The organism is Acinetobacter sp. 3657 (assembly GCF_031456775.1).
In the GTDB taxonomy this organism is placed as follows: Bacteria; Pseudomonadota; Gammaproteobacteria; order Pseudomonadales; family Moraxellaceae; genus Acinetobacter.
Genome location: NZ_JAVDVH010000008.1, coordinates 36682 through 55284 on the forward strand (window position 1 = coordinate 36682; position 18603 = coordinate 55284).

At 41.7% G+C, this 18603-nt stretch carries 15 protein-coding genes; 6 read left to right on the top strand and 9 right to left on the bottom strand.

Annotated features, from left to right (window positions below):
- Window positions 1-120 precede the first annotated feature (120 nt).
- From J2Y37_RS10320 to J2Y37_RS10330, 3 genes are all read left to right on the top strand, one after another.
- The gene (locus J2Y37_RS10320; protein ID WP_005198340.1) at window positions 121-588 is read left to right on the top strand and encodes a DMT family transporter; all 468 of its coding nucleotides are present in this window, start codon (window positions 121-123) and stop codon (window positions 586-588) included.
- A 287-nt stretch (window positions 589-875) separates the two neighbouring features.
- Window positions 876-2480, top strand: coding sequence for a choline dehydrogenase (locus tag J2Y37_RS10325; protein ID WP_349032753.1), 1605 nt, complete (start codon window positions 876-878; stop codon window positions 2478-2480).
- 348 nt (window positions 2481-2828) lie between these two features.
- Window positions 2829-4004 carry a zinc-binding dehydrogenase gene (locus J2Y37_RS10330; RefSeq protein ID WP_005198336.1) on the top strand — a complete coding sequence of 392 codons (1176 nt, stop codon included), beginning with the start codon at window positions 2829-2831 and terminating at the stop codon, window positions 4002-4004.
- Window positions 4005-4121: 117 nt separating this feature from the next.
- Here the strand turns inward: J2Y37_RS10330 and J2Y37_RS10335 are convergent, their stop codons facing one another.
- The 4 genes from J2Y37_RS10335 to betI form a co-directional block, all read right to left on the bottom strand.
- Window positions 4122-4913, bottom strand: a complete 792-nt coding sequence (locus J2Y37_RS10335; protein ID WP_349032754.1) for a TorF family putative porin — start codon at window positions 4911-4913, stop codon at window positions 4122-4124.
- Between the two features lie 64 nt (window positions 4914-4977).
- The gene (betA, locus tag J2Y37_RS10340) at window positions 4978-6672 is read right to left on the bottom strand and encodes a choline dehydrogenase (RefSeq protein ID WP_349032755.1); all 1695 of its coding nucleotides are present in this window, start codon (window positions 6670-6672) and stop codon (window positions 4978-4980) included.
- 78 nt (window positions 6673-6750) lie between these two features.
- Window positions 6751-8223: a betaine-aldehyde dehydrogenase gene (gene betB / locus J2Y37_RS10345; RefSeq protein WP_349032756.1), complete on the bottom strand. Its 1473-nt coding sequence runs from the start codon at window positions 8221-8223 to the stop codon at window positions 6751-6753.
- Entirely contained in the window at window positions 8216-8839 is a 624-nt protein-coding gene (betI, locus tag J2Y37_RS10350; RefSeq protein ID WP_349032757.1) for a transcriptional regulator BetI, read from the bottom strand. Before betI ends, betB begins: the two co-directional genes overlap by 8 nt.
- 200 nt (window positions 8840-9039) lie before the next feature.
- On the opposite strand from betI, the gene J2Y37_RS10355 reads away from it, so the two are divergent.
- Together J2Y37_RS10355 and J2Y37_RS10360 are read left to right on the top strand one after the other, a co-directional pair.
- The gene (locus J2Y37_RS10355) at window positions 9040-10638 is read left to right on the top strand and encodes a BCCT family transporter (RefSeq protein ID WP_241322924.1); all 1599 of its coding nucleotides are present in this window, start codon (window positions 9040-9042) and stop codon (window positions 10636-10638) included.
- Window positions 10639-10758: 120 nt separating this feature from the next.
- Complete coding sequence (locus J2Y37_RS10360) at window positions 10759-12819, top strand: choline transporter (RefSeq protein WP_005198325.1); 2061 nt, start codon at window positions 10759-10761, stop codon at window positions 12817-12819.
- Between the two features lie 53 nt (window positions 12820-12872).
- Here J2Y37_RS10360 and J2Y37_RS10365 read toward each other — a convergent pair whose 3' ends face one another.
- On the bottom strand, window positions 12873-13358 hold the full coding sequence (locus J2Y37_RS10365) for a hypothetical protein (RefSeq protein ID WP_349032758.1): 486 nt from the start codon (window positions 13356-13358) through the stop codon (window positions 12873-12875).
- Here J2Y37_RS10365 and J2Y37_RS10370 point away from each other — a divergent pair.
- Window positions 13357-13530 carry a hypothetical protein gene (locus J2Y37_RS10370; protein ID WP_241322923.1) on the top strand — a complete coding sequence of 58 codons (174 nt, stop codon included), beginning with the start codon at window positions 13357-13359 and terminating at the stop codon, window positions 13528-13530. The genes J2Y37_RS10365 and J2Y37_RS10370 overlap by 2 nt on opposite strands.
- A gap of 208 nt (window positions 13531-13738) precedes the next feature.
- On the opposite strand, the gene mqo is transcribed toward J2Y37_RS10370, so the two are convergent.
- The 4 genes from mqo to J2Y37_RS10390 form a co-directional block, all read right to left on the bottom strand.
- Window positions 13739-15379, bottom strand: a complete 1641-nt coding sequence (gene mqo, locus J2Y37_RS10375) for a malate dehydrogenase (quinone) (RefSeq protein ID WP_349032759.1) — start codon at window positions 15377-15379, stop codon at window positions 13739-13741.
- Window positions 15380-15867: 488 nt separating this feature from the next.
- Complete coding sequence (locus tag J2Y37_RS10380; protein ID WP_349032760.1) at window positions 15868-16686, bottom strand: pirin family protein; 819 nt, start codon at window positions 16684-16686, stop codon at window positions 15868-15870.
- Between the two features lie 55 nt (window positions 16687-16741).
- A complete protein-coding gene (locus J2Y37_RS10385) occupies window positions 16742-17380 on the bottom strand; it encodes an isochorismatase family protein (RefSeq protein ID WP_349032761.1) in 639 nt (212 codons plus the stop codon).
- Between the two features lie 56 nt (window positions 17381-17436).
- Window positions 17437-18492, bottom strand: a complete 1056-nt coding sequence (locus J2Y37_RS10390; protein WP_349032762.1) for an alkene reductase — start codon at window positions 18490-18492, stop codon at window positions 17437-17439.
- Window positions 18493-18603 lie beyond the last annotated feature (111 nt).

Below are 18603 nucleotides of genomic sequence, written 5' to 3' on the forward strand. Positions count from 1 at the left end.
AAAAAGTGATCTTAATATTTGCTCGGTCAGAATATGAGATATGAATCGAAAGTTGATAGCTCATTGTATTTCATTCCTACTCTATAAATCAGTTTTAAAAATTCTAAAGAGAGTGAGTGCATGCATAACATAAACTATGTCTTTATTAGTCTTTTGGGTGGGCTCATCGTACCGCTACAATTGGCAATGATTAATGCCTTCCGTCAAGCAAGTGGTGCCACTCAAATACAATCAACATTTTTCTTATATGTTGGTGGGGCGATTGCATCATTGGTTATTGCACTATTTGTCGATGGCAGTATTAAGCCGCCGTTGTACCAACAAACCTCATGGTGGATGTGGCTATCTGGCTTATTAGGATCACTTTATATCCTGTGCATGTTCTTAGCTGCTCCACATATTGGGGCAACCAATACATTACTTTGGATTTTCTTAGGTCAAATGATCTTTGCCACAATAATTGATAGTAGCGGTTTTCTCGGAATGCAGATTAAAAAAATAGATGGTCTTAGATTATTCGGTCTGGGACTTATTTTTATGGGAGGATTGATCATGATCTATAGCGAATATAGACATTCGACAGCTTAAAAATATTGTAAGTATGGCTGAGAAACGATGAATAAATGATTCAGATATCTTGTCATTAAATCGAAAATTTAAAATATGAAAAATCAGAAAAAGTATCGATAGCTTAATTCTTCGATCAGAATGATTATTTATTGCAACTGTCTTGCAGGATTTGGCTATTGTGATTTGATTGTTAACACGTTATTTTGCACTTTATGATTTAAGTCAGTTAGACAACGACAACATTATTTAAATACCATGTTCTGCATAATGCATGCACTTTTTAAAAAGAAAAAATAGAGATAGATATGATGCAAACAGCTTTTGATTTTGTAATTATTGGTGGTGGCTCAGCAGGATGTGTATTGGCTGGGCGGTTATCTGAAAATCCAAACATTTCTGTATGTTTATTAGAAGCTGGCGGCGATGGAAATAGCTGGTTGGTGAATACACCTGCGGCGGCTGTGATTAGTATTCCAACTAAACTGAATAACTGGGCAATCGAAACGATTCCACAAAAGGGTTTGAATCAACGAAAAGGCTATCAACCCCGCGGTAAATGCTTGGGGGGGAGTTCAGCGATCAATGCAATGGTGTATATCCGTGGGCATCGTGATGATTATGATCATTGGGCTGCACTGGGAAATACCGGCTGGTCATATGATGAAGTGTTGCCATATTTTAAAAAATCAGAACATAACGAAAGCATTAAAAATGAATATCATGGGCAGCATGGTCCACTGAATGTCAGTGAGTTGAATTCAGATAATCCATATCAGCAAACATTTATTGAAGCGGCAAAACAGGTTGGCTATCCACTCAATGATGATTTTAATGGCGCTGAACAAGAAGGTTTAGGCGTGTATCAAGTCACTCAAAAAAATGGTGAACGTTGGAGTGCTGCACGAGGCTATTTATTGCCTTATTTAGGTAAACGTCCTAACTTACATGTGATTACCCATGCGACCGTCTCCCGTATCATTATCGAAAATGGTCGTGCGATTGGGGTAGAGTATAAACAAAAAAGCCAAACCACGATTGTTAAAGCAAACAAAGAGGTTTTGTTGTCAGCTGGCGCATTTCAATCGCCGCAAGTGTTGATGCTGTCAGGCATAGGTCCACGCCAAGAGCTAGAAAAGCATGGTATTCCTGTGGTTAAGGACTTAGCAGGGGTAGGTGAGAACTTACATGATCATCCCGACTTTATCTTTGCTTATAAAACCAAGCTGATGGACGGGACATTCGGTTTATCTGTTGGTGGGAGCTTAGATTTAATCAAACAAATTGGGCGCTATCGTAAAGAGCGCCGTGGTTTTATTACCACCAATTATGCTGAATGTGGTGGTTTCTTGAAAACTCGTCCTGAATTAGACAAGCCGAATTTGCAATTACACTTCGTGATCGCCATCGTGGATAACCATGCGAGAACAATGCATGCTGGACATGGTATCTCGTGTCATGTTTGTTTGTTGAATCCACGTGCGCGTGGTTCAGTCAAACTTAGTGGTAAGCACGTGGATGATCCTTTATTAATTGATTTTAAATTCCTTGAGGATGAGCAAGATCTTCAAGATATGGTAGATGGCTTTAAAGTCACGCAGAAGTTAATGCAAGCACCGGCTTTAAATGAAAAGATCAAAGAAGATATGTTTACTGCCAATGTGAAATCGGATGATGAAATTCGTGAGATTTTATGTCAGCGTGTAGATACGGTTTATCATCCTGTCGGTAGCTGTAAGATGGGTGTAGATGAGATGGCGGTGGTTGATCCTGAGCTGAAGGTTTATGGGGTTGATGGCCTTCGTGTCATTGATGCTTCAGTGATGCCAACCGTGGTCAATGGTAATACCAATGCACCGACGATTATGATTGCTGAAAAAGCAGTTGATATGATTCGTCAGGCTTGGAAATAAAATCAATTTTCATCAAAATCAGGCGAATTTTTATTTATAGAGGGCGAATGCAATTCGCCCCTACGTCGTTTCATTTTCAATAGGGTGTCGTGGAGTTTCTAACATACGTGGAAAGCTAAAATTATAATTTTTAAGTAGTAGTAGAGAGCTTGTATTGGTTTAACAATAATAACTGTGAGACAACACTTTTCTTGCTGACCTGATTTGATAGAGATATTGATATTTAAGCCATAGATTTTGACAATACAGTTTGTCAAGATTAAGCAAGATTTTGTTGGCTATACTGTTTCAGTAGATCAAAAATCTGAAAAGCGAACAAATGCAATAAAAAAATAAGGAAAGCAACCTATGAAGTCTCTGATTTGTCATAACGCTGAGTTGAAGCTGGAAGACAGTCTCCAATTAGTCCCAGCGAAAGGGCAAGTATTACTTGAAGTGGTACGTTGTGGCATTTGTGGTTCTGATTTACATATGCAACATCACTGTGATCACATGCATGATTTAGCGGCGCGAGTTGGCTTTAATGGTGTAGCCAAATCCTCAGATCAATTTATATTGGGACACGAGTTCTGTGGCAAGGTTTTAGATTATGGTCCAAAAACACGCCGTAAATTAAAAGCAGATACTTTGGTCTGTGCTATGCCATTGCTCAATGTTGATCCACAAGGTTATGTACCAACAGGTCTTTCACCAAGTGCATCAGGCGGTTATGCAGAACAAGTTTTAGTTCAATCTAGTTTGATGTTTGAAGTTCCCAATGGTTTAGATGCGGATCGTGCTGCGCTTACTGAGCCTATGGCTGTTGCCTTACACGCCGTGCGTCGTAGCCGAATTAAGAAAAATGAGCCAGCAATCGTGATCGGTTGTGGTCCAGTTGGTTTAGGTGTGATTATTATGCTCAAAGCGATGGGTGTTAAAACTGTCGTTGCCAGTGATTTTTCACCAAATCGCCGTAAGTTGGCTGAGCAATGCGGTGCAGATATATTGATTGATCCTAAGCAGCAATCTCCATTTAGCAGTTGGAAAGAGCTGGGTTTGCTGGGTAATGTCTCTGAAGCAATTAATATGGGCATGGGGATTTTTGACAAAGTTCAGACTTTCTCATTGCCATGGGTCAATGCAATGCGAGTGGGTGACAAACTCGGTTTGTTACCGAAGCGCCCAGTGATTTTTGAGTGTGTTGGTGTGGCAGGTATCATGCAGCAAATCTTAGAAGGTGCGCCACTGTTCTCGCGGATTGTGGGGGTTGGTGTTTGTATGCAAAGCGATAAGATCGAACCAGCTTTGGCAATCAATAAAGAACTCGAAATCCAGTATGTGCTGGGTTATACGCCACTGGAGTTCCGTGACACCTTGCATATGATTGCCGAAGGAAAAATTGATGTTTCACCACTGATTACAGGTGTGGTGGGCTTGGAAGGGGTAAGCAATGCCTTTGATGCATTACGTGATCCAGAACAACATGCAAAAATCTTGATTGATCCAAAACGAGCAGGATCGGATATTCAGTTGATTAAAGCTTAAAAGAAATTCAAAAAAAGCTGCTATTTTTGGAAATAGCAGCTGTTTTGTTTTAAGTGACTAAAATAGCCTAAGCAATCTCTGTCTCAGCATATATTGGAATTTAGTTAAATTGACTACTTAAAAACTTTTGGTGAGGGAGAATGTCACAGTCGAATCAATCGGGTTTGAGATTCGGGCATTTGGATTGCCATTACTATATTCTTTGTAATAATCCTCTTTGTCCCATGCTTTGCTATACATGAGGCTAGCAGCAAGATCATAAGGCAGTTCTTTATTGACCGAGAAACTGGCATCTTGAAAGCTTGCTGCTGAAAAGTTTTTAATACGTTGGTTGCCATAATGTGCATCGGCAGACCAACCTTGACCTAACGGTTGATGCCAATTCACATCTAAATAGCCTGATCCTCGTGAGTGCTGATCATTGCCGACACCTAAAGTCTTTGAGTTATTACCAAAATAATCTTGCGTATAAGTCACTGCATACTTGACGGTGACGGGACCATAAGCAATCTCTGGAATAATTTCGCCATAGTCGAAACTGGTATGACCTGTTTCAGCTGTGGTTTCTGCACCCAGATAAAAATAGTAAGCGACAGTGACACCGAGAGAAAGATCACCAAAACTACGCGAATAACCCGTATAAACATCCCACTCTACAGAAGCGTCGCGAATAAAATGATCACTTACCGTCGATGCCCACGTACCCACGAACAAGCCATTCGGATGTGCATAATCAAGACCGCCTTGTAAAGCTGGTTTGCCCCATGTTTGTTGAAAGCCGCGTGATACATATTGGCTTGCAACGGTGAGATTGGCACTAAACGGTGATACGGTTTCGGTGGTTGACTCTGTTGCATGAGCCGTGTGTAAAAAAAAGCCCAAAGGTAAAGTGAATAAAATTCTTTTCATTTGAATTTTCCTAATGGTTGGCAGCACCTTAGATCGCTAAGGCGCTGAACATAACTTAACTAGGTTATGCAAATGGACGTAAAGGGGATTGGCGTACTGGAGCTGTACCAGCTTTGTAGTAGTCTGCTTGAGAGCGTGGTAGCTTTTGTCCACGAATTTGATCAGCAATTTTCTCTGCTATCATAATAGTGGTGGCATTTAAGTTACCTGTGATAATCAACGGCATAATCGAGGCATCAATCACGCGTAAGCCTTGCACGCCATGAACACGACCTTGTCCATCAACCACTGCCATCTCATCTTCACCCATTTTGCAACTACATGATGGGTGGTATGCCGTTTCAGCATGGTTACGGATAAAGTCATCCAATTCAGCATCTGTTTGTACGTGCTTTCCAGGACTGATTTCTGCGCCACGATATGGATCAAGTGCGGGTTGATGCATAATCTCGCGGGTAATACGGATACCATCGCGGAATTCACGCCAATCTTGTTCTGCTGACATGTAGTTGAACAAAATACTTGGATGCTCAAACGGGTCTTTAGATTTTAGTTTAATCCGACCACGGGATGGCGAGCGCATCGAACCAACATGGGCTTGAAAACCATGTTCTTTCACTGCATTACTGCCGTTGTAGTTAATCGCCACAGGCAAGAAATGGTATTGGATATTTGGCCAATCAAACTCATCTGAACTGCGGATAAAACCACCTGCTTCAAACTGATTACTTGCGCCAATGCCTTTGCCAAGGAACAGCCATTCAGCACCAATCGCGGGTTGGTTATACCATTTCAATGCAGGGTAGAGCGAAACAGGTTGCTTACATTTGTATTGCAAGTACATTTCCAAATGATCTTGTAGATTTTCACCCACACCAGGAAGATCTTGTACAACTTCGATGTCCATTGATTTTAAGAAGCTACTTTCGCCAACACCCGAGCGCTGTAAAATTTGTGGAGAAGCAATTGCACCTGCACAGAGCAACACTTCACGTTTCGCTTGTGCTTGTTTCATGTTGGCTTGATCAGTGCCAATGATATATTCCACACCAACGGCTTGTTTTTGATTGAACAAGATTTTGTTGGTCATGGCATGCGTAACGATGGTTAAGTTAGGACGACCTTTGGCCATATCCAAATAACCACGTGCGGTACTTGAGCGACGACCTTGAGGCGTAACGGTACGATCCATTGGACCGAAACCTTCTTGTTGATAGCCATTTAAGTCATCGGTACGTGGATAGCCTGCTTGTACGCCTGCTTCGATCATCGCGTGGAACAGTTCGTTATTGCCTTGTTTGGGAGTGGTCACCGAAACAGGACCATGATCGCCGTGATAGTCATTGCCACCGATATCACGGGTTTCTGCTTTTTGGTAGTATGGCAAACAGTCTGCGTAGGTCCAATCTTCAAGACCTTTGTGCGTTGCCCATTGATCTAAATCCATGGCATTGCCACGGATATAGCACATCCCATTAATTAAGGATGAACCGCCTAGTCCTTTACCACGTCCACATTCCATACGACGATTGTTCATATGTGGTTCTGGATCGGTCAAATACGCCCAGTTATAGCGGCGACCTTGTAGAGGAAAAGCCAAAGCTGCTGGCATTTGTGTACGAAAATCTAAACGATAATCTGGACCGCCTGCTTCTAATAATAAAACAGTCACATCTTGGTCTTCTGTGAGACGTGCTGCGAGAACATTTCCGGCAGATCCTGCGCCAATGATAATGTAATCGAATTCTTGCTTATTCATAATTAGCCTTTATTGTTGCATGATCAACTGAATACATAGTGATTCAGTTGATCAAGTGAAGATAAAGCGCAATGCTTTTTAGAAAATGCTTTGGTAATCACCAAGCTCAACTTGAATGGATTTAATACGGGTGTAATGGCCCAAAGTGGTTAAACCATTTTCACGTCCAACGCCAGATTGTTTATAACCACCGACTGGCATTTCAGCAGGGGATTCGCCCCATGTGTTGATCCAGCAAATACCCGCTTCGATCTGATGAATCATACGATGCGCTCTGCTGATATCCTGAGTCACGATGCCAGCGGCTAAACCAAAGGTGGTATTGTTGGCACGACGAATCACTTCTTCTTCAGTGGTATAACTGAGAATACTCATGACTGGCCCAAAAATTTCGTCCTGTACAATCCGCATATCATCGGTACAGTCGCTAAAAACGGTAGGTTGAACGTAAGCACCTTGTGCAAAATCGCCATCGAGGACACGTTCGCCACCAATTAACAGCTTAGCGCCTTGCTGCTTGCCTGCATTGATATAAGAGAGCACTTTGTCCATATGTGGAAAGCTGGTCAGCGGACCAAAATTGGTTTCAGCATTCATCGGGTCACCGATACGAATACGTTTTACACGCTCGATGACGGCCGCTTCAAAATCAGCTAAAAGTGCTTTCGGAACAAAGACACGGGTACCATTGGTACAGACTTGACCCGAACTAAAGAAGTTTGCCATCACCGCAATATCTGCGGCACGGTCGATATTGGCATCGGCACAAATGATCAGTGGTGATTTACCACCCAGTTCCATCGTGACTTCTTTGAGGGTAGAGCCTGCAGCACTGGCCATGACTTTTTTGCCAGTTTCGACACCACCAGTAAATGAAATTTTTTCAATGACAGGGTGTTCAGTTAACCATTGTCCAATTTCACTACCAGCACCTTGTACAACGTTAAATACACCGTTAGGAAGACCTGCTTCGGTATAAATTTCTGCAAGTTTGAATGCGGTTAGGGGAGTGGTTTCGCTTGGTTTGAAAATCATGGCATTGCCTGCTGCAAGTGCAGGGGCAGATTTCCATAAAGCAATTTGAATTGGGTAGTTCCAAGCGCCAATACCAGCAACGACACCGAGTGGTTCACGGCGGGTATAGAAAAAGCTTGATTCACGAAGCGGGACTTGTTCACCTTGAATCGCAGGGGCAAGACCAGCGTAGTATTCAAGTACATCGGCACCTGTGACGATATCAACAGTCGATGTTTCGCTATAGGCTTTACCTGTATCGAGCGTTTCAAGTTGCGCCAGCTCATCATTACGTTCACGTAAAATGTCAACTGCACGGCGTAAAATACGAGAACGCTCTATGGCTGTCATGGCAGCCCAGATTTTTTGTCCTTGTTGCGCGCTATGAACGGCGGCTTCAATATCTTGTTGCGAGGCTTGTTGAAGTGTTGCAATCACTTCACCATTGGCAGGGTTAATACTATCAAATGTCTTACCACTGGTTGCTTCTACATAGCGTCCGTGGATATATAATTGATGAACGTGTGCATCACTCATTCTGTTTCTCCTGCAAAGGTTTTTGCGCAAATTGTAATTGCGTTTTGACATAGTCATAGGCAATTGAACGGGCAAGTTGGCTGTCAAACTCATCATGACTGCTCAAACTACCGCGTAGCCATAATCCGTCAATCAATGCCGCTAATCCGCGAGCGGCAATGCTGGCCTGTTCTTTATCGAGTAACTTGAGAAAATAAAACTTCAAGTTTGAATACAGGCGTTGATCATTAATGCGTTGCAAACGACCAAGTTCGGGTAGGTGCATGCTTGCAGACCAAAAGTCCAACCAAACACGCATGGCTTGTTTATTGACCTGACTAATATCAAAGTTGGAATCAATAATCGCCTTAATCTGGCTTTCTGGATGTGAATCAGCTTCAACTTTATATTGATCTGTTTTCTGACGTAAAACGTTAAGCATTTCCTGCATACAAGTATTGATGAGTCCTTGTTTGTCACCAAAATAATGACTCACAATACCCGTTGATACTTCAGCTTTTTTTGCGATTTGTGCAATGGTGGTGTTGGATAACCCCACTTCATAAATCACGTTGAATGCGGCGCTGATAATTTCTTCGCGTCGCACATGCTCAGGTTTTACTCTACGTTTTGTCATGTTGATCCATTGAAAGCCCGATTCAGGTACTTTTTATTTAACATTTCTCAATGTTGAACATCATAACATTTTTTTATCATACTTTTTATTGATTGAACGTTCAATCAATAAAAAGTATGATCTGTAAAAATCAATGAGTTTTTGATTGGTTGGTCAAGATTTAAAGTAATAAGAATACACCGATTGCAAGGAGCAACCACATGGTGTCAAAAAGTAATGCTGGATTTACATCCGAACGCGTTCGATTAAATTTATTTGTTTTTTGGAGCTCGGCAATCAGTATTGGCATTTTCGGCCTATTGTTTGTGCTGTTTCCAGAGCAAAGTCAGTTTTGGCTCACCTATGTGCAAGAGCAAGTCAATCAATTGTTTGGCTGGTATTACATGTTGGTCATCGTTGCTTGTTTAGGCTTTGTTGCATGGTTGGCTTTTTCGCGAGTTGGACAAATTCCTCTGGGAAAAGATCACGATAAACCTGAGTTTGGTTATATGGCTTGGGTGTCGATGCTATTTTCAGCAGGTATTGGTATCGCATTATTGTATTACGGTGTTGCTGAACCTGTTGATCATTTCTTAAGGCCACCAGAAGGTGAGGGCGGCACGGTTCAGGCGGCGCGAGATGCCATGATGTATAGCTTTTTACATTGGGGTATTCATGGTTGGGTGCTGTATGCCTTGATCGGTGTCACGCTGGGTTATTTTGCCTTTCGATTAGATTTGCCACTGGCGTTGCGTTCCGCACTTTATCCTATCTTTGGTGAGCGAATTTATGGCTGGGTCGGGGATTTTGTCGATGGATTTGGTATTTTAGCCACAGTTATTTCATTGGTCACCAACTTAGGGATTGGCGCATTAGTCCTCGTCTCTGGCCTTGTATATCTAGTACCCGACATCCCTAATAATCATACAACGCTGATTGCAGTGGTGTTGTTGATGATGTTTGTGGCAACGATTACCACGGTGATTGGGATTGAAAAAGGCTTGGCTTGGCTATCGCGTATTAATCTGCGCTTATTGTATGTGTTGTTGTTATTTGTGTTTTTAACAGGACCGACCAATCATCTACTCAATGGTTTGGTGCAAAACGTAGGGGATTATCTGAGCCAGTTTATTGCCAAAAGTTTTGATATGTATTTGTACGATCAGCAAGCAAATACATGGTTGGGTTCATGGACGGTATTTTACTGGGCATGGTGGATTGCTTGGGCGCCATTTGTTGGTATGTTCATCGCACGTATTTCCAAAGGACGCACCATTCGTGAAGTGGTTTTAGGCGTGTGTCTTGTTCCACTTGGTTTTACTTTGGCGTGGATTTCGATTTTCGGAAATACCGCCATTCATTTAATCTTAGATCAAAAACAAAAGGTTTTAGGGGAAATGGTCTTGGCTGACCCCGCATTATCGTTATTTAAATTTCTCGAATATTTGCCTTTCAATCCTTATATTGCTGGGATTGTTGTTATGATTTGTTTCGTTTTGTTTTTGACCCCAGTGGGTTCGGGTACACTCATGATCGCAAATCTATCTTCGAAAGGGGGTAGTAATGAGAGTGATTCACCTATTTGGTTACGTATCTTTTGGTCGGTGGTGATTACTATTGTCAGTATTGGCTTGCTCTTAGCGGGTAGCTTTGATGCGATGCAAAGTGCTGTTGTGCTCTGTGGATTGCCATTCTCCGTAATTATTTTGCTTTATATGTTTGGTTTAGCCAAAGCATTGAAGCAAGATCAACAGCTACAAGTTGTAACGACGACATCACAGTCATCCCAACAACAGACCAAACCATCAGAAGATATGTAATTTCGGTTAATGACCTTTATTTTTCATTTTTTTATTCAGATGCGTCTTTTCTTTATTGCTTAAATAGGGAAAAGACAACGATGAATATTTTCTTTTTTTCTCGAATTCCTTGAGGATTGTATGGTGACAGATAATCCAAGAGCAGTTGATGATTCATCTATTCAAACAAAAGACCATCTTAATCGTGTGGTCTTTTATGTTTCAGCGCTCATAATTTTAATATTTTCATTAACCACGATTTTGTTTAATGATTTCGCCAATCACGTATTGAATACGGTTTTGGGTTGGGTCAGTTCCACATTTACTTGGTACTACTTACTTGCAGCAACGCTTTATTTAGTCTTTGTGGTCTTTATCGCATGTTCTCGCTATGGTGATATCAAGCTTGGGCCAAAACACTCAAAACCTGAATTTAGTTTATTGAGTTGGTCGGCGATGCTATTTGCCGCAGGGATCGGGACGGACTTAATGTTCTTCTCGGTGGCAGAACCTTTGTCTCATTATATGAATCCACCTGTGGGTGAGGGACAAACCTATGAAGCTGCGCGTCAGGGCATGGTGTGGACATTATTTCACTACGGCTTGACGGGCTGGGGTATGTATGCCTTGATGGGCATGGCTTTGGGCTATTTTAGCTATCGTTATAACTTACCACTGACCATTCGTTCTGCTTTATATCCCATTTTTGGTAACAAAATTGATGGTCCAATCGGGCATTCTGTCGATACGGCAGCCGTGATCGGAACGATTTTTGGTATTGCGACGACCTGTGGTATCGCTGTTGTTCAGATCAATTATGGTCTGCATGTTTTATTTGATTGGCCAGAAGGTTTATGGGTTCAGTCAGGTTTAATTTTATTCGCGGTCATTGTCACGATTATTTCGGTAACGGCGGGGGTCAATAAAGGGATTAAAGTTTTATCTGAAATTAACATTTATGTCGCCATTGGCTTAATGTTATTTGTTTTATTTTTGGGTAATACCGAATTCTTACTGAATGCTTTGGTACAAAACTTTGGTGATTATATCAGTCGTTTTCCAAGCTTGGCTTTAGATAGTTTTGCGTTTGAGCAACCGACTGAATGGATGAATAGCTGGACCATTTTCTTCTGGGCATGGTGGGTGGCTTGGTCACCATTTGTTGGGCTATTTTTAGCGCGTATTTCTCGTGGGCGAACCATTCGTGAGTTTGTCTGTGGCACTTTAATTATTCCTTTATTGTTCACTATTACATGGTTATCCATCTTCGGAAATAGTGCCTTATACAATGTCATTTTTGATGGCAATACGGCATTGGCGCAAACGGTTCTCACTGATCCTGCACATGGTTTCTATGATCTATTGGCACAATACCCATGGTTTGCATTTGTCGCTGGGATTGCCACGATTACAGGCTTGCTATTTTATGTGACCTCTGCCGATTCTGGCGCATTGGTGTTGGGTAACTTCACCACCAAATTTTCCAATATTGATAATGATGCACCGCGTTGGCTGCGTGTCTTTTGGGCGGTTGCCATTGGTTTATTGACCCTTGCGATGTTGATGGCAAATGGTATCACCGCCTTACAAAGCGCCACAGTGATTATGGGGCTACCTTTTAGTTTTGTGATGCTGTTGGTGATGGCGGGATTGTATAAATCTTTACGCTTAGAAGACTATCGCAATGCCAGTCGTAGTCTCAATGCTGCGCCTGTGGTGGGTAATGTTGATATTCTGAACTGGAAGCAGCGTTTACGGCGTGTGATGAAGCATCCGGGAACAACCGAAACGCAGCATATGTTAGATACGGTGTGTCATCCTGCGGTGAAAACAGTTGCAGATGAACTGATTAAGCAGGGGATGCAGGTTGATGTGACCAGTACACCGCTAGAAGAAAACGATGCGCTGTATCATCTTGATCTCACGATTTATTTGGAAGAGGAACATAATTTCGTCTACCAAATCTGGCCTGTGCGTTATACAGCACCAAACTTTAGTGAGCGCGGTAAACGTGGTAAACAATTCTACTATCGTTTAGAGACCTTCTTATACGAGGGCTCTCAGGATAATGATTTGGCTGGCTACACCAAAGAACAGGTGATTAATGATATTTTGGATAAATATGAACGGCATATGTCTTTCTTGCATATGAATCGTATTGGTCCGGGGAATCGCCTTTTGTATCCTGACTCGCAGGATTAAAACAACGCTATCAAAAAAACCTCACAAATCTTGTGGGGTTTTTTATTGGGGTATTATAAAGCGCCGTACTGTTGCCATGTTTCACCTGTGTCATGAGCTGCGTATTTTTCTTTTAATTCATGTAAGGACTGAGCCTGATACAGCGCAAATACGATTAAAATTAAAAATAATCCAGCGAGTTTGATGAGCTTTTTATATCGATAATTATCTGAATATAAATAGAAAATACAATAGAATGCTAAAATCAAATAAGTGCAAAAAAGAGAGTTTAGTGCTAAATAAATCAACAACAACGTCGTGAACAGCAACGCGGTTCGATTTTTAAAAGTGCTTGGTCGGAAACTCAATAGATGAAGTCCCAACAGACCCAATGAAGTCCAAAACAGATAAGCATTACCACCAATAATCACGATATAACTGGATTGTAGGCACAAAAGAACCAACCATACCAAGACGGAAAAAATAATAACTTTAGAGCGGCCAGAAGTTGCGGGTAACGAGTCTTTCATATGAATTAGATTACAAAATACCAAGCGCATGATTAGACGTCATAAAGATGCCCCGATAGCGGTGGCGCGTCCAAGTATGCTCTCGGAAAAGGGTAAATTGCAGTTGGGTTTATTGAATAACAATGTTGATAATGTCACACGTAGTCATCATAGTGAGAACCAAGACAAAAAAATACAGTTGTCTGGTAACAATGAAGAATAGCAAACTGCGAGGGCTAATGAGCACAAATAGCTTTTTTTAATCAAGTAATGTAACAGAAAAGTGCGGACTGTATATTGATGGTCAATACGCTCAAGTCTCGACGCGAACATGCTGTAAACATGGGTGATGTAGTAGAGCAAAGCAGGGCATACTCAATAAAAAAGGGATGAGTCGTAACTCATCCCTTTTGATTTATGTAGCGATTTATTTATTGAGCCACAGCTTCCGCTTGAGCTACTTTTTTAGCAGGAACTAAGTTCGCAGGCGTTGAGTAGGTTAAGCCTAATGTTGAGCTGGTGTAATGACGGATTTGATCTAACAACGCTGGATCTGTTGCAAGGTCTTGACCATAAGAACGAACGATCTCATGAAGTTTGCCATTCCATTCCCCAGCCGTTTGCTCAGGGAATGCTTTTTCTAGCAAGTTCAGCATGATGTACGGTGAGGTTGAAGCACCCGGAGAAGCGCCAAGAAGTGCCGTTACAGACTTATCTTCAGAGGCGAAGATTTCTGTACCAAACTGCAATTTAGCAGGTTTGCCCGGCTCTTTTTTGATGATCTGTACACGTTGACCGCCTTGGCGTAAGTGCCAGTCTTTCGGATCAGCTTCAGGGTAGTATTTTTTCAACTCATTGAAGCGATCTTCATCAGACATCAATACTTGGCTAACCAAATACTGAACGAGGTCAGCATTTTGCATCCCAATCGCTGCCATTGGCAACACATTGTTCTTGTTGGTCGATGCAAGTAAATCAAGTTGTGAACCATATTTTAGGAACTTATTTGAATAGGTTGCAAAAGGTCCGAACAAGACATATTTCTTACCGTCGATATAACGTGTATCAATATGTGGTACTGACATCGGAGGCGCGCCAAGATCCGCACGACCATAGACTTTGGCAGTGTGTTTCTCGGTAATTGCAGGGTTATCAGTAACAAGGAATTCACCACCGACAGGGAAGCCTGCGTATTGTTTTGCTTCTGGCAAGCCCGTCATTTGCAATAATTTAATGGCAGCACCGCCCGCACCAATAAACACAAAACGTGTTTTGACATGGTTTACTTCACCAGATTTCAAATCTTTAAACGCAACAGACCAAGTATTGTCATCATTTTTGCTGATGCCAGTTACTTCAGTTGACGTTCTGAGTTTGAAGTTTGGATTTTTTTCCAGATGATTGATCAGTTGAGTTGTGATCGCGCCGTAGTTCACGTCAGAACCAACGTCCATACGTGTTGCTGCGATTTTTTGTTGCGGATCACGACCATCCATCACCAATGGTGCCCATTGTTGAATTTCAGTTGGGTCTTCACTAATTTTCATGCCAGCGAATAGTGGTTCTTGAGTCATGGCTGCATAACGCTTCTCCATGAACTTCACATTGTCACCCCATACAAAGGCAATATGTGGCACAGGGTTAATAAAGCTGTTTGGAGTACCCAATACACCTTGTTTCACTTGGTGCGCCCAAAACTGCTTTGCAATTTCAAACTGACTCGCCACATTGACTGCTTTAGAAACGTCCATCTTACCGTCTTTTTCTTCGGTATAGTTCATTTCCATAAAGCCAGAGTGACCTGTACCCGCATTGTTAAAGCCATTAGAACTTTCTTGAGCAACTGCATCAAGACGTTCATACATGCGAACGTTCCAATCGGGTTGTAATTCGTTGAGGTAAGCACCTAGAGTGGCACTCATGATACCGCCACCGATCAATACGACATCGACAGTCGGTTCGTCACTTTTAGTTTTGATTGCCTTAGACGTAACAGGTCTAAAAAGAAAGGCAATTGCGATAACGATTAGCACTAGAAGGAGTGCTAATAAGTATTTCCAAAATTTTTTCATTCAATTTACCTTAAAAATTAAATGACTCCCGATATGTTTGATATAGGGAGAAAAGATTTAAATGAGGATTGGCGCATTAAAGACACATCTGGATAGGTGAGTGCTTTAATTGATGTTGGAGACAATTTTGTGAATTTTACTTTAATTTGGATAGTATTTTTGTGTATTTAATGTTTCAAAATACGTGACTCATATCACTTTTTTAAATTTTGGTTAGGGTAACTTATCGGAATAATTGAGTTTCTTTGGGGGTATACAACACGTTCTCATTCTTCTTTATGGGTCTAAAATAATAAAGTGAAAAGGCTGCTCTTTGACAGCCTTTGGTATTTAGTTCTATTAGGCGATAGATATATTTTTTCATATTGATATGGTATATAAATTAAGCATTTAAAGTATGCAGAGGCATGTTTTGATAATTGCTTACAATAAGTAAAAGATCACTTTTTAAAAGTAGCTCTTGGTAGCCTATCAAAGAAAGTAGTCGTTTATAAATTAAACTCTTGAGCAATCTGAGCTATCTTTTTTTCTCCTTCAATTAATGATTGAGGGGAAGTATGAACTGAATAATCACCTGTAACTAATGGGTAAGGATGTAATGGCGCAGATCCAAATATAAAGCCTGCATGCTGCTCAGCAATAAGCTCGATTGATTTGGTATTCGCTTCAAATACAGCAAGTTCACCTTGTTTAATGTATTGCTCACCCACCAATAAATTCCCCTCATATAGCAATAGCCACGCAACATCATGATCAGCAGGTGGTTCATAAACCCAGCGTTGATTCTTCTCGAGCGTAACAGAAAGATAATTTATATCGACAGGAGTTTGGACAGGGCTATGAGATGAACCATAACGGCCTAACAAAACAGTAGCGGAACCTTCCTGAGGAATGTCATCCTTTTTTATATATTGGCTACGAGGTGGTGAACTTTCTTGCTCTGGCGGTAATGCGATCCAAAGCTGAAAACCCCTTACTGGAGGTGACTGTGGGCCACCACGGTGCCAGACACCTCCACCCGAACTCATCCACTCGATATCACCTTCATTTAATATGCCTTTTTTGCCTGATGTTTCTTCATACCACGACTCACCTTCTAGCATAAATGTTAATGTGGCGATGCCAGAGTGAGGATGAAATCCGAATTTTGGCAATGGTTGATTAGGTAGAATTCTAACGTAATCAAGAAATACGAATGGTTTTGTAAGTTGCCCGTAATAAGCAGGAGAAATATAGCGGGTAATTCCGCCTAAATTCTGTCCTTTGATAAGAGTGGTGATCTTTCGATATAAATACTTTTCTTGCATTGTTTGTGTCCTATTATATTTTTTGGGGAAGTATCTCCCCCAAAAAATTTAAGGTTCAGATTGCTCTTGGGGTGTATGGTTTTTCACTAAGTTTTTGACGTACTCTTTCAATTTCTGGCTGATACCATGATTGAAATTGAAAAAATTGCTCGGCGTGTGGAGAGGTTCGCCAATCTCTAATCCACTCCGTAATTAAGGCGGCCAAGGTCAGTGGCTGGCTGCCTGCCTGTATCATGCGTGCACGAGCAGTTTCATGGGCGATGGTGGTACTTCCACCAACAGCATCTTCTATAAAATAAGTTTCAAAGCCTTCTTTTTGTGCATGTATGACGGGATACATAAGACAAACCTCCGTCCACAAGCCTGCAAAAATAAGTCGTCTACGACCAGTTGCAGCAATCGCCTGACGCACAACCTCATCATCCCAAGTATTCATCGTATCTCGGTCATATTCAGGGACGTCAGGTAACTCCGATCGAATAGATTCAAGCGTTGGCTCATCACCTCTAAGCTTAACCCCAATCGTACTGAGTATCGTGGGTACACCAAACGCTTTGCTGACCTTTGCCAAAGCCTTACCATTTAGTTCAATTAGCTCATGGTCTCTAGACCCAATACCCTCTAAAACATGTTTTTGATAATCAATGATCAATACAACAGATGTATCTGTTGTGAGTAATGCTGGAGATAACATAATAATATCCTCAATAGCCCATTATTCATTGGTTTAAACAAGAAAGTACAATTGTTTTAAAGCGCTGGGTAATCTATGTATCCATGAGCACCACCACCATAATAGGTGGCATGATTCGGTTGATTTAAGGTTGCATTGGTTTTTAGGCGCTCGACAAAATCAGGGTTAGCCAGAAAAAATTGACCATATGACTCTATATCTGCGAGCTTTGCATTGATATCACTACCAATCGCTTCTAATGATCGGCTTGGGCGATTTAATATTAACACTTGCTCCCAAAGCTTACGGATATCTGCAAGTAATGCTTCATTTCCAAAATGCATAATATGCAGATAAGCCAACCCTAACTTGTTGAGCTCGGCAACCAAATAACGGTAAAGATCTGGTCCTTCAAGACCTTCATCTAATCCACCCAATGTAGCGCTAGGAGAAAGACGAATCGCTGTTCGTTCAGGTCCAATTTCGGCGGCAATCGCTTTTGCTACTTCAATGGCAAATCGTGCACGGTTTTCAATGGATCCACCGTAGCGATCATCTCGCGCATTGGCATTTGGTGCAAAAAACTGCTGGATTAAATAACCATTTGCGCCGTGAATCTCAACACCATCCGCGCCTGCCTCAATAGCTCGACGCGCAGCAATCCTAAAATTTTCAACAGTTTGGGGGATTTCTTCCGTAAGTAATGCTCTTGGTTGGGGAATATCAAGCATTCCATTCGCAGTGAACATTTGCTCACCTGGAGCAATTGCTGATGGCGCTACTGGTTGGCGATGATGAGGTGTGTTATCTGGATGAGACATCCGACCCACATGCATGAGCTGTATAAATAAGCGCCCACCTTTTTCGTGGACTGCTGAGGTGACTTTGCGCCATCCTTCAACATGCTCAGGAGTATAAATACCAGGAGTAGCAAGGTATCCTTGACCATCATCCGATGGTTGGGTTCCTTCAGAAATTAATAAACCTGCGCTAGCACGTTGAGCATAATACTCGACAGCTAAGTCACTCGGTACGCCATTAGCTTGAGCACGACTGCGAGTCATGGGTGCCATGGCTAGACGATGTGGCAAGTGGATATCACCGACCAAAATGGGTTGCCAAATATTGTTCATTGGATTAATCCTCAGTTTGTCTGCCGTTCTTATTCAAGCGGCTTAATTTTGGAAATGTCTTCAACGCTAGACATGGTTTTAATCATGAACTATTCTTTATGTGGGATAAAT

What these genes read in the sequence shown, in the direction of transcription:
- J2Y37_RS10320 (WP_005198340.1), top strand. Translation starts at nt 121, where the DNA reads ATGCATAACATAAACTATGTCTTTATTAGTCTTTTGGGTGGGCTCATC.
- J2Y37_RS10325 (WP_349032753.1), top strand. Translation starts at nt 876, where the DNA reads ATGATGCAAACAGCTTTTGATTTTGTAATTATTGGTGGTGGCTCAGCA.
- J2Y37_RS10330 (WP_005198336.1), top strand. Translation starts at nt 2,829, where the DNA reads ATGAAGTCTCTGATTTGTCATAACGCTGAGTTGAAGCTGGAAGACAGT.
- J2Y37_RS10335 (WP_349032754.1), bottom strand. Translation starts at nt 4,913, where the DNA reads ATGAAAAGAATTTTATTCACTTTACCTTTGGGCTTTTTTTTACACACG.
- betA (WP_349032755.1), bottom strand. Translation starts at nt 6,672, where the DNA reads ATGAATAAGCAAGAATTCGATTACATTATCATTGGCGCAGGATCTGCC.
- betB (WP_349032756.1), bottom strand. Translation starts at nt 8,223, where the DNA reads ATGAGTGATGCACACGTTCATCAATTATATATCCACGGACGCTATGTA.
- betI (WP_349032757.1), bottom strand. Translation starts at nt 8,839, where the DNA reads ATGACAAAACGTAGAGTAAAACCTGAGCATGTGCGACGCGAAGAAATT.
- J2Y37_RS10355 (WP_241322924.1), top strand. Translation starts at nt 9,040, where the DNA reads ATGGTGTCAAAAAGTAATGCTGGATTTACATCCGAACGCGTTCGATTA.
- J2Y37_RS10360 (WP_005198325.1), top strand. Translation starts at nt 10,759, where the DNA reads ATGGTGACAGATAATCCAAGAGCAGTTGATGATTCATCTATTCAAACA.
- J2Y37_RS10370 (WP_241322923.1), top strand. Translation starts at nt 13,357, where the DNA reads ATGATTAGACGTCATAAAGATGCCCCGATAGCGGTGGCGCGTCCAAGT.
- J2Y37_RS10365 (WP_349032758.1), bottom strand. Translation starts at nt 13,358, where the DNA reads ATGCGCTTGGTATTTTGTAATCTAATTCATATGAAAGACTCGTTACCC.
- mqo (WP_349032759.1), bottom strand. Translation starts at nt 15,379, where the DNA reads ATGAAAAAATTTTGGAAATACTTATTAGCACTCCTTCTAGTGCTAATC.
- J2Y37_RS10380 (WP_349032760.1), bottom strand. Translation starts at nt 16,686, where the DNA reads ATGCAAGAAAAGTATTTATATCGAAAGATCACCACTCTTATCAAAGGA.
- J2Y37_RS10385 (WP_349032761.1), bottom strand. Translation starts at nt 17,380, where the DNA reads ATGTTATCTCCAGCATTACTCACAACAGATACATCTGTTGTATTGATC.
- J2Y37_RS10390 (WP_349032762.1), bottom strand. Translation starts at nt 18,492, where the DNA reads ATGAACAATATTTGGCAACCCATTTTGGTCGGTGATATCCACTTGCCA.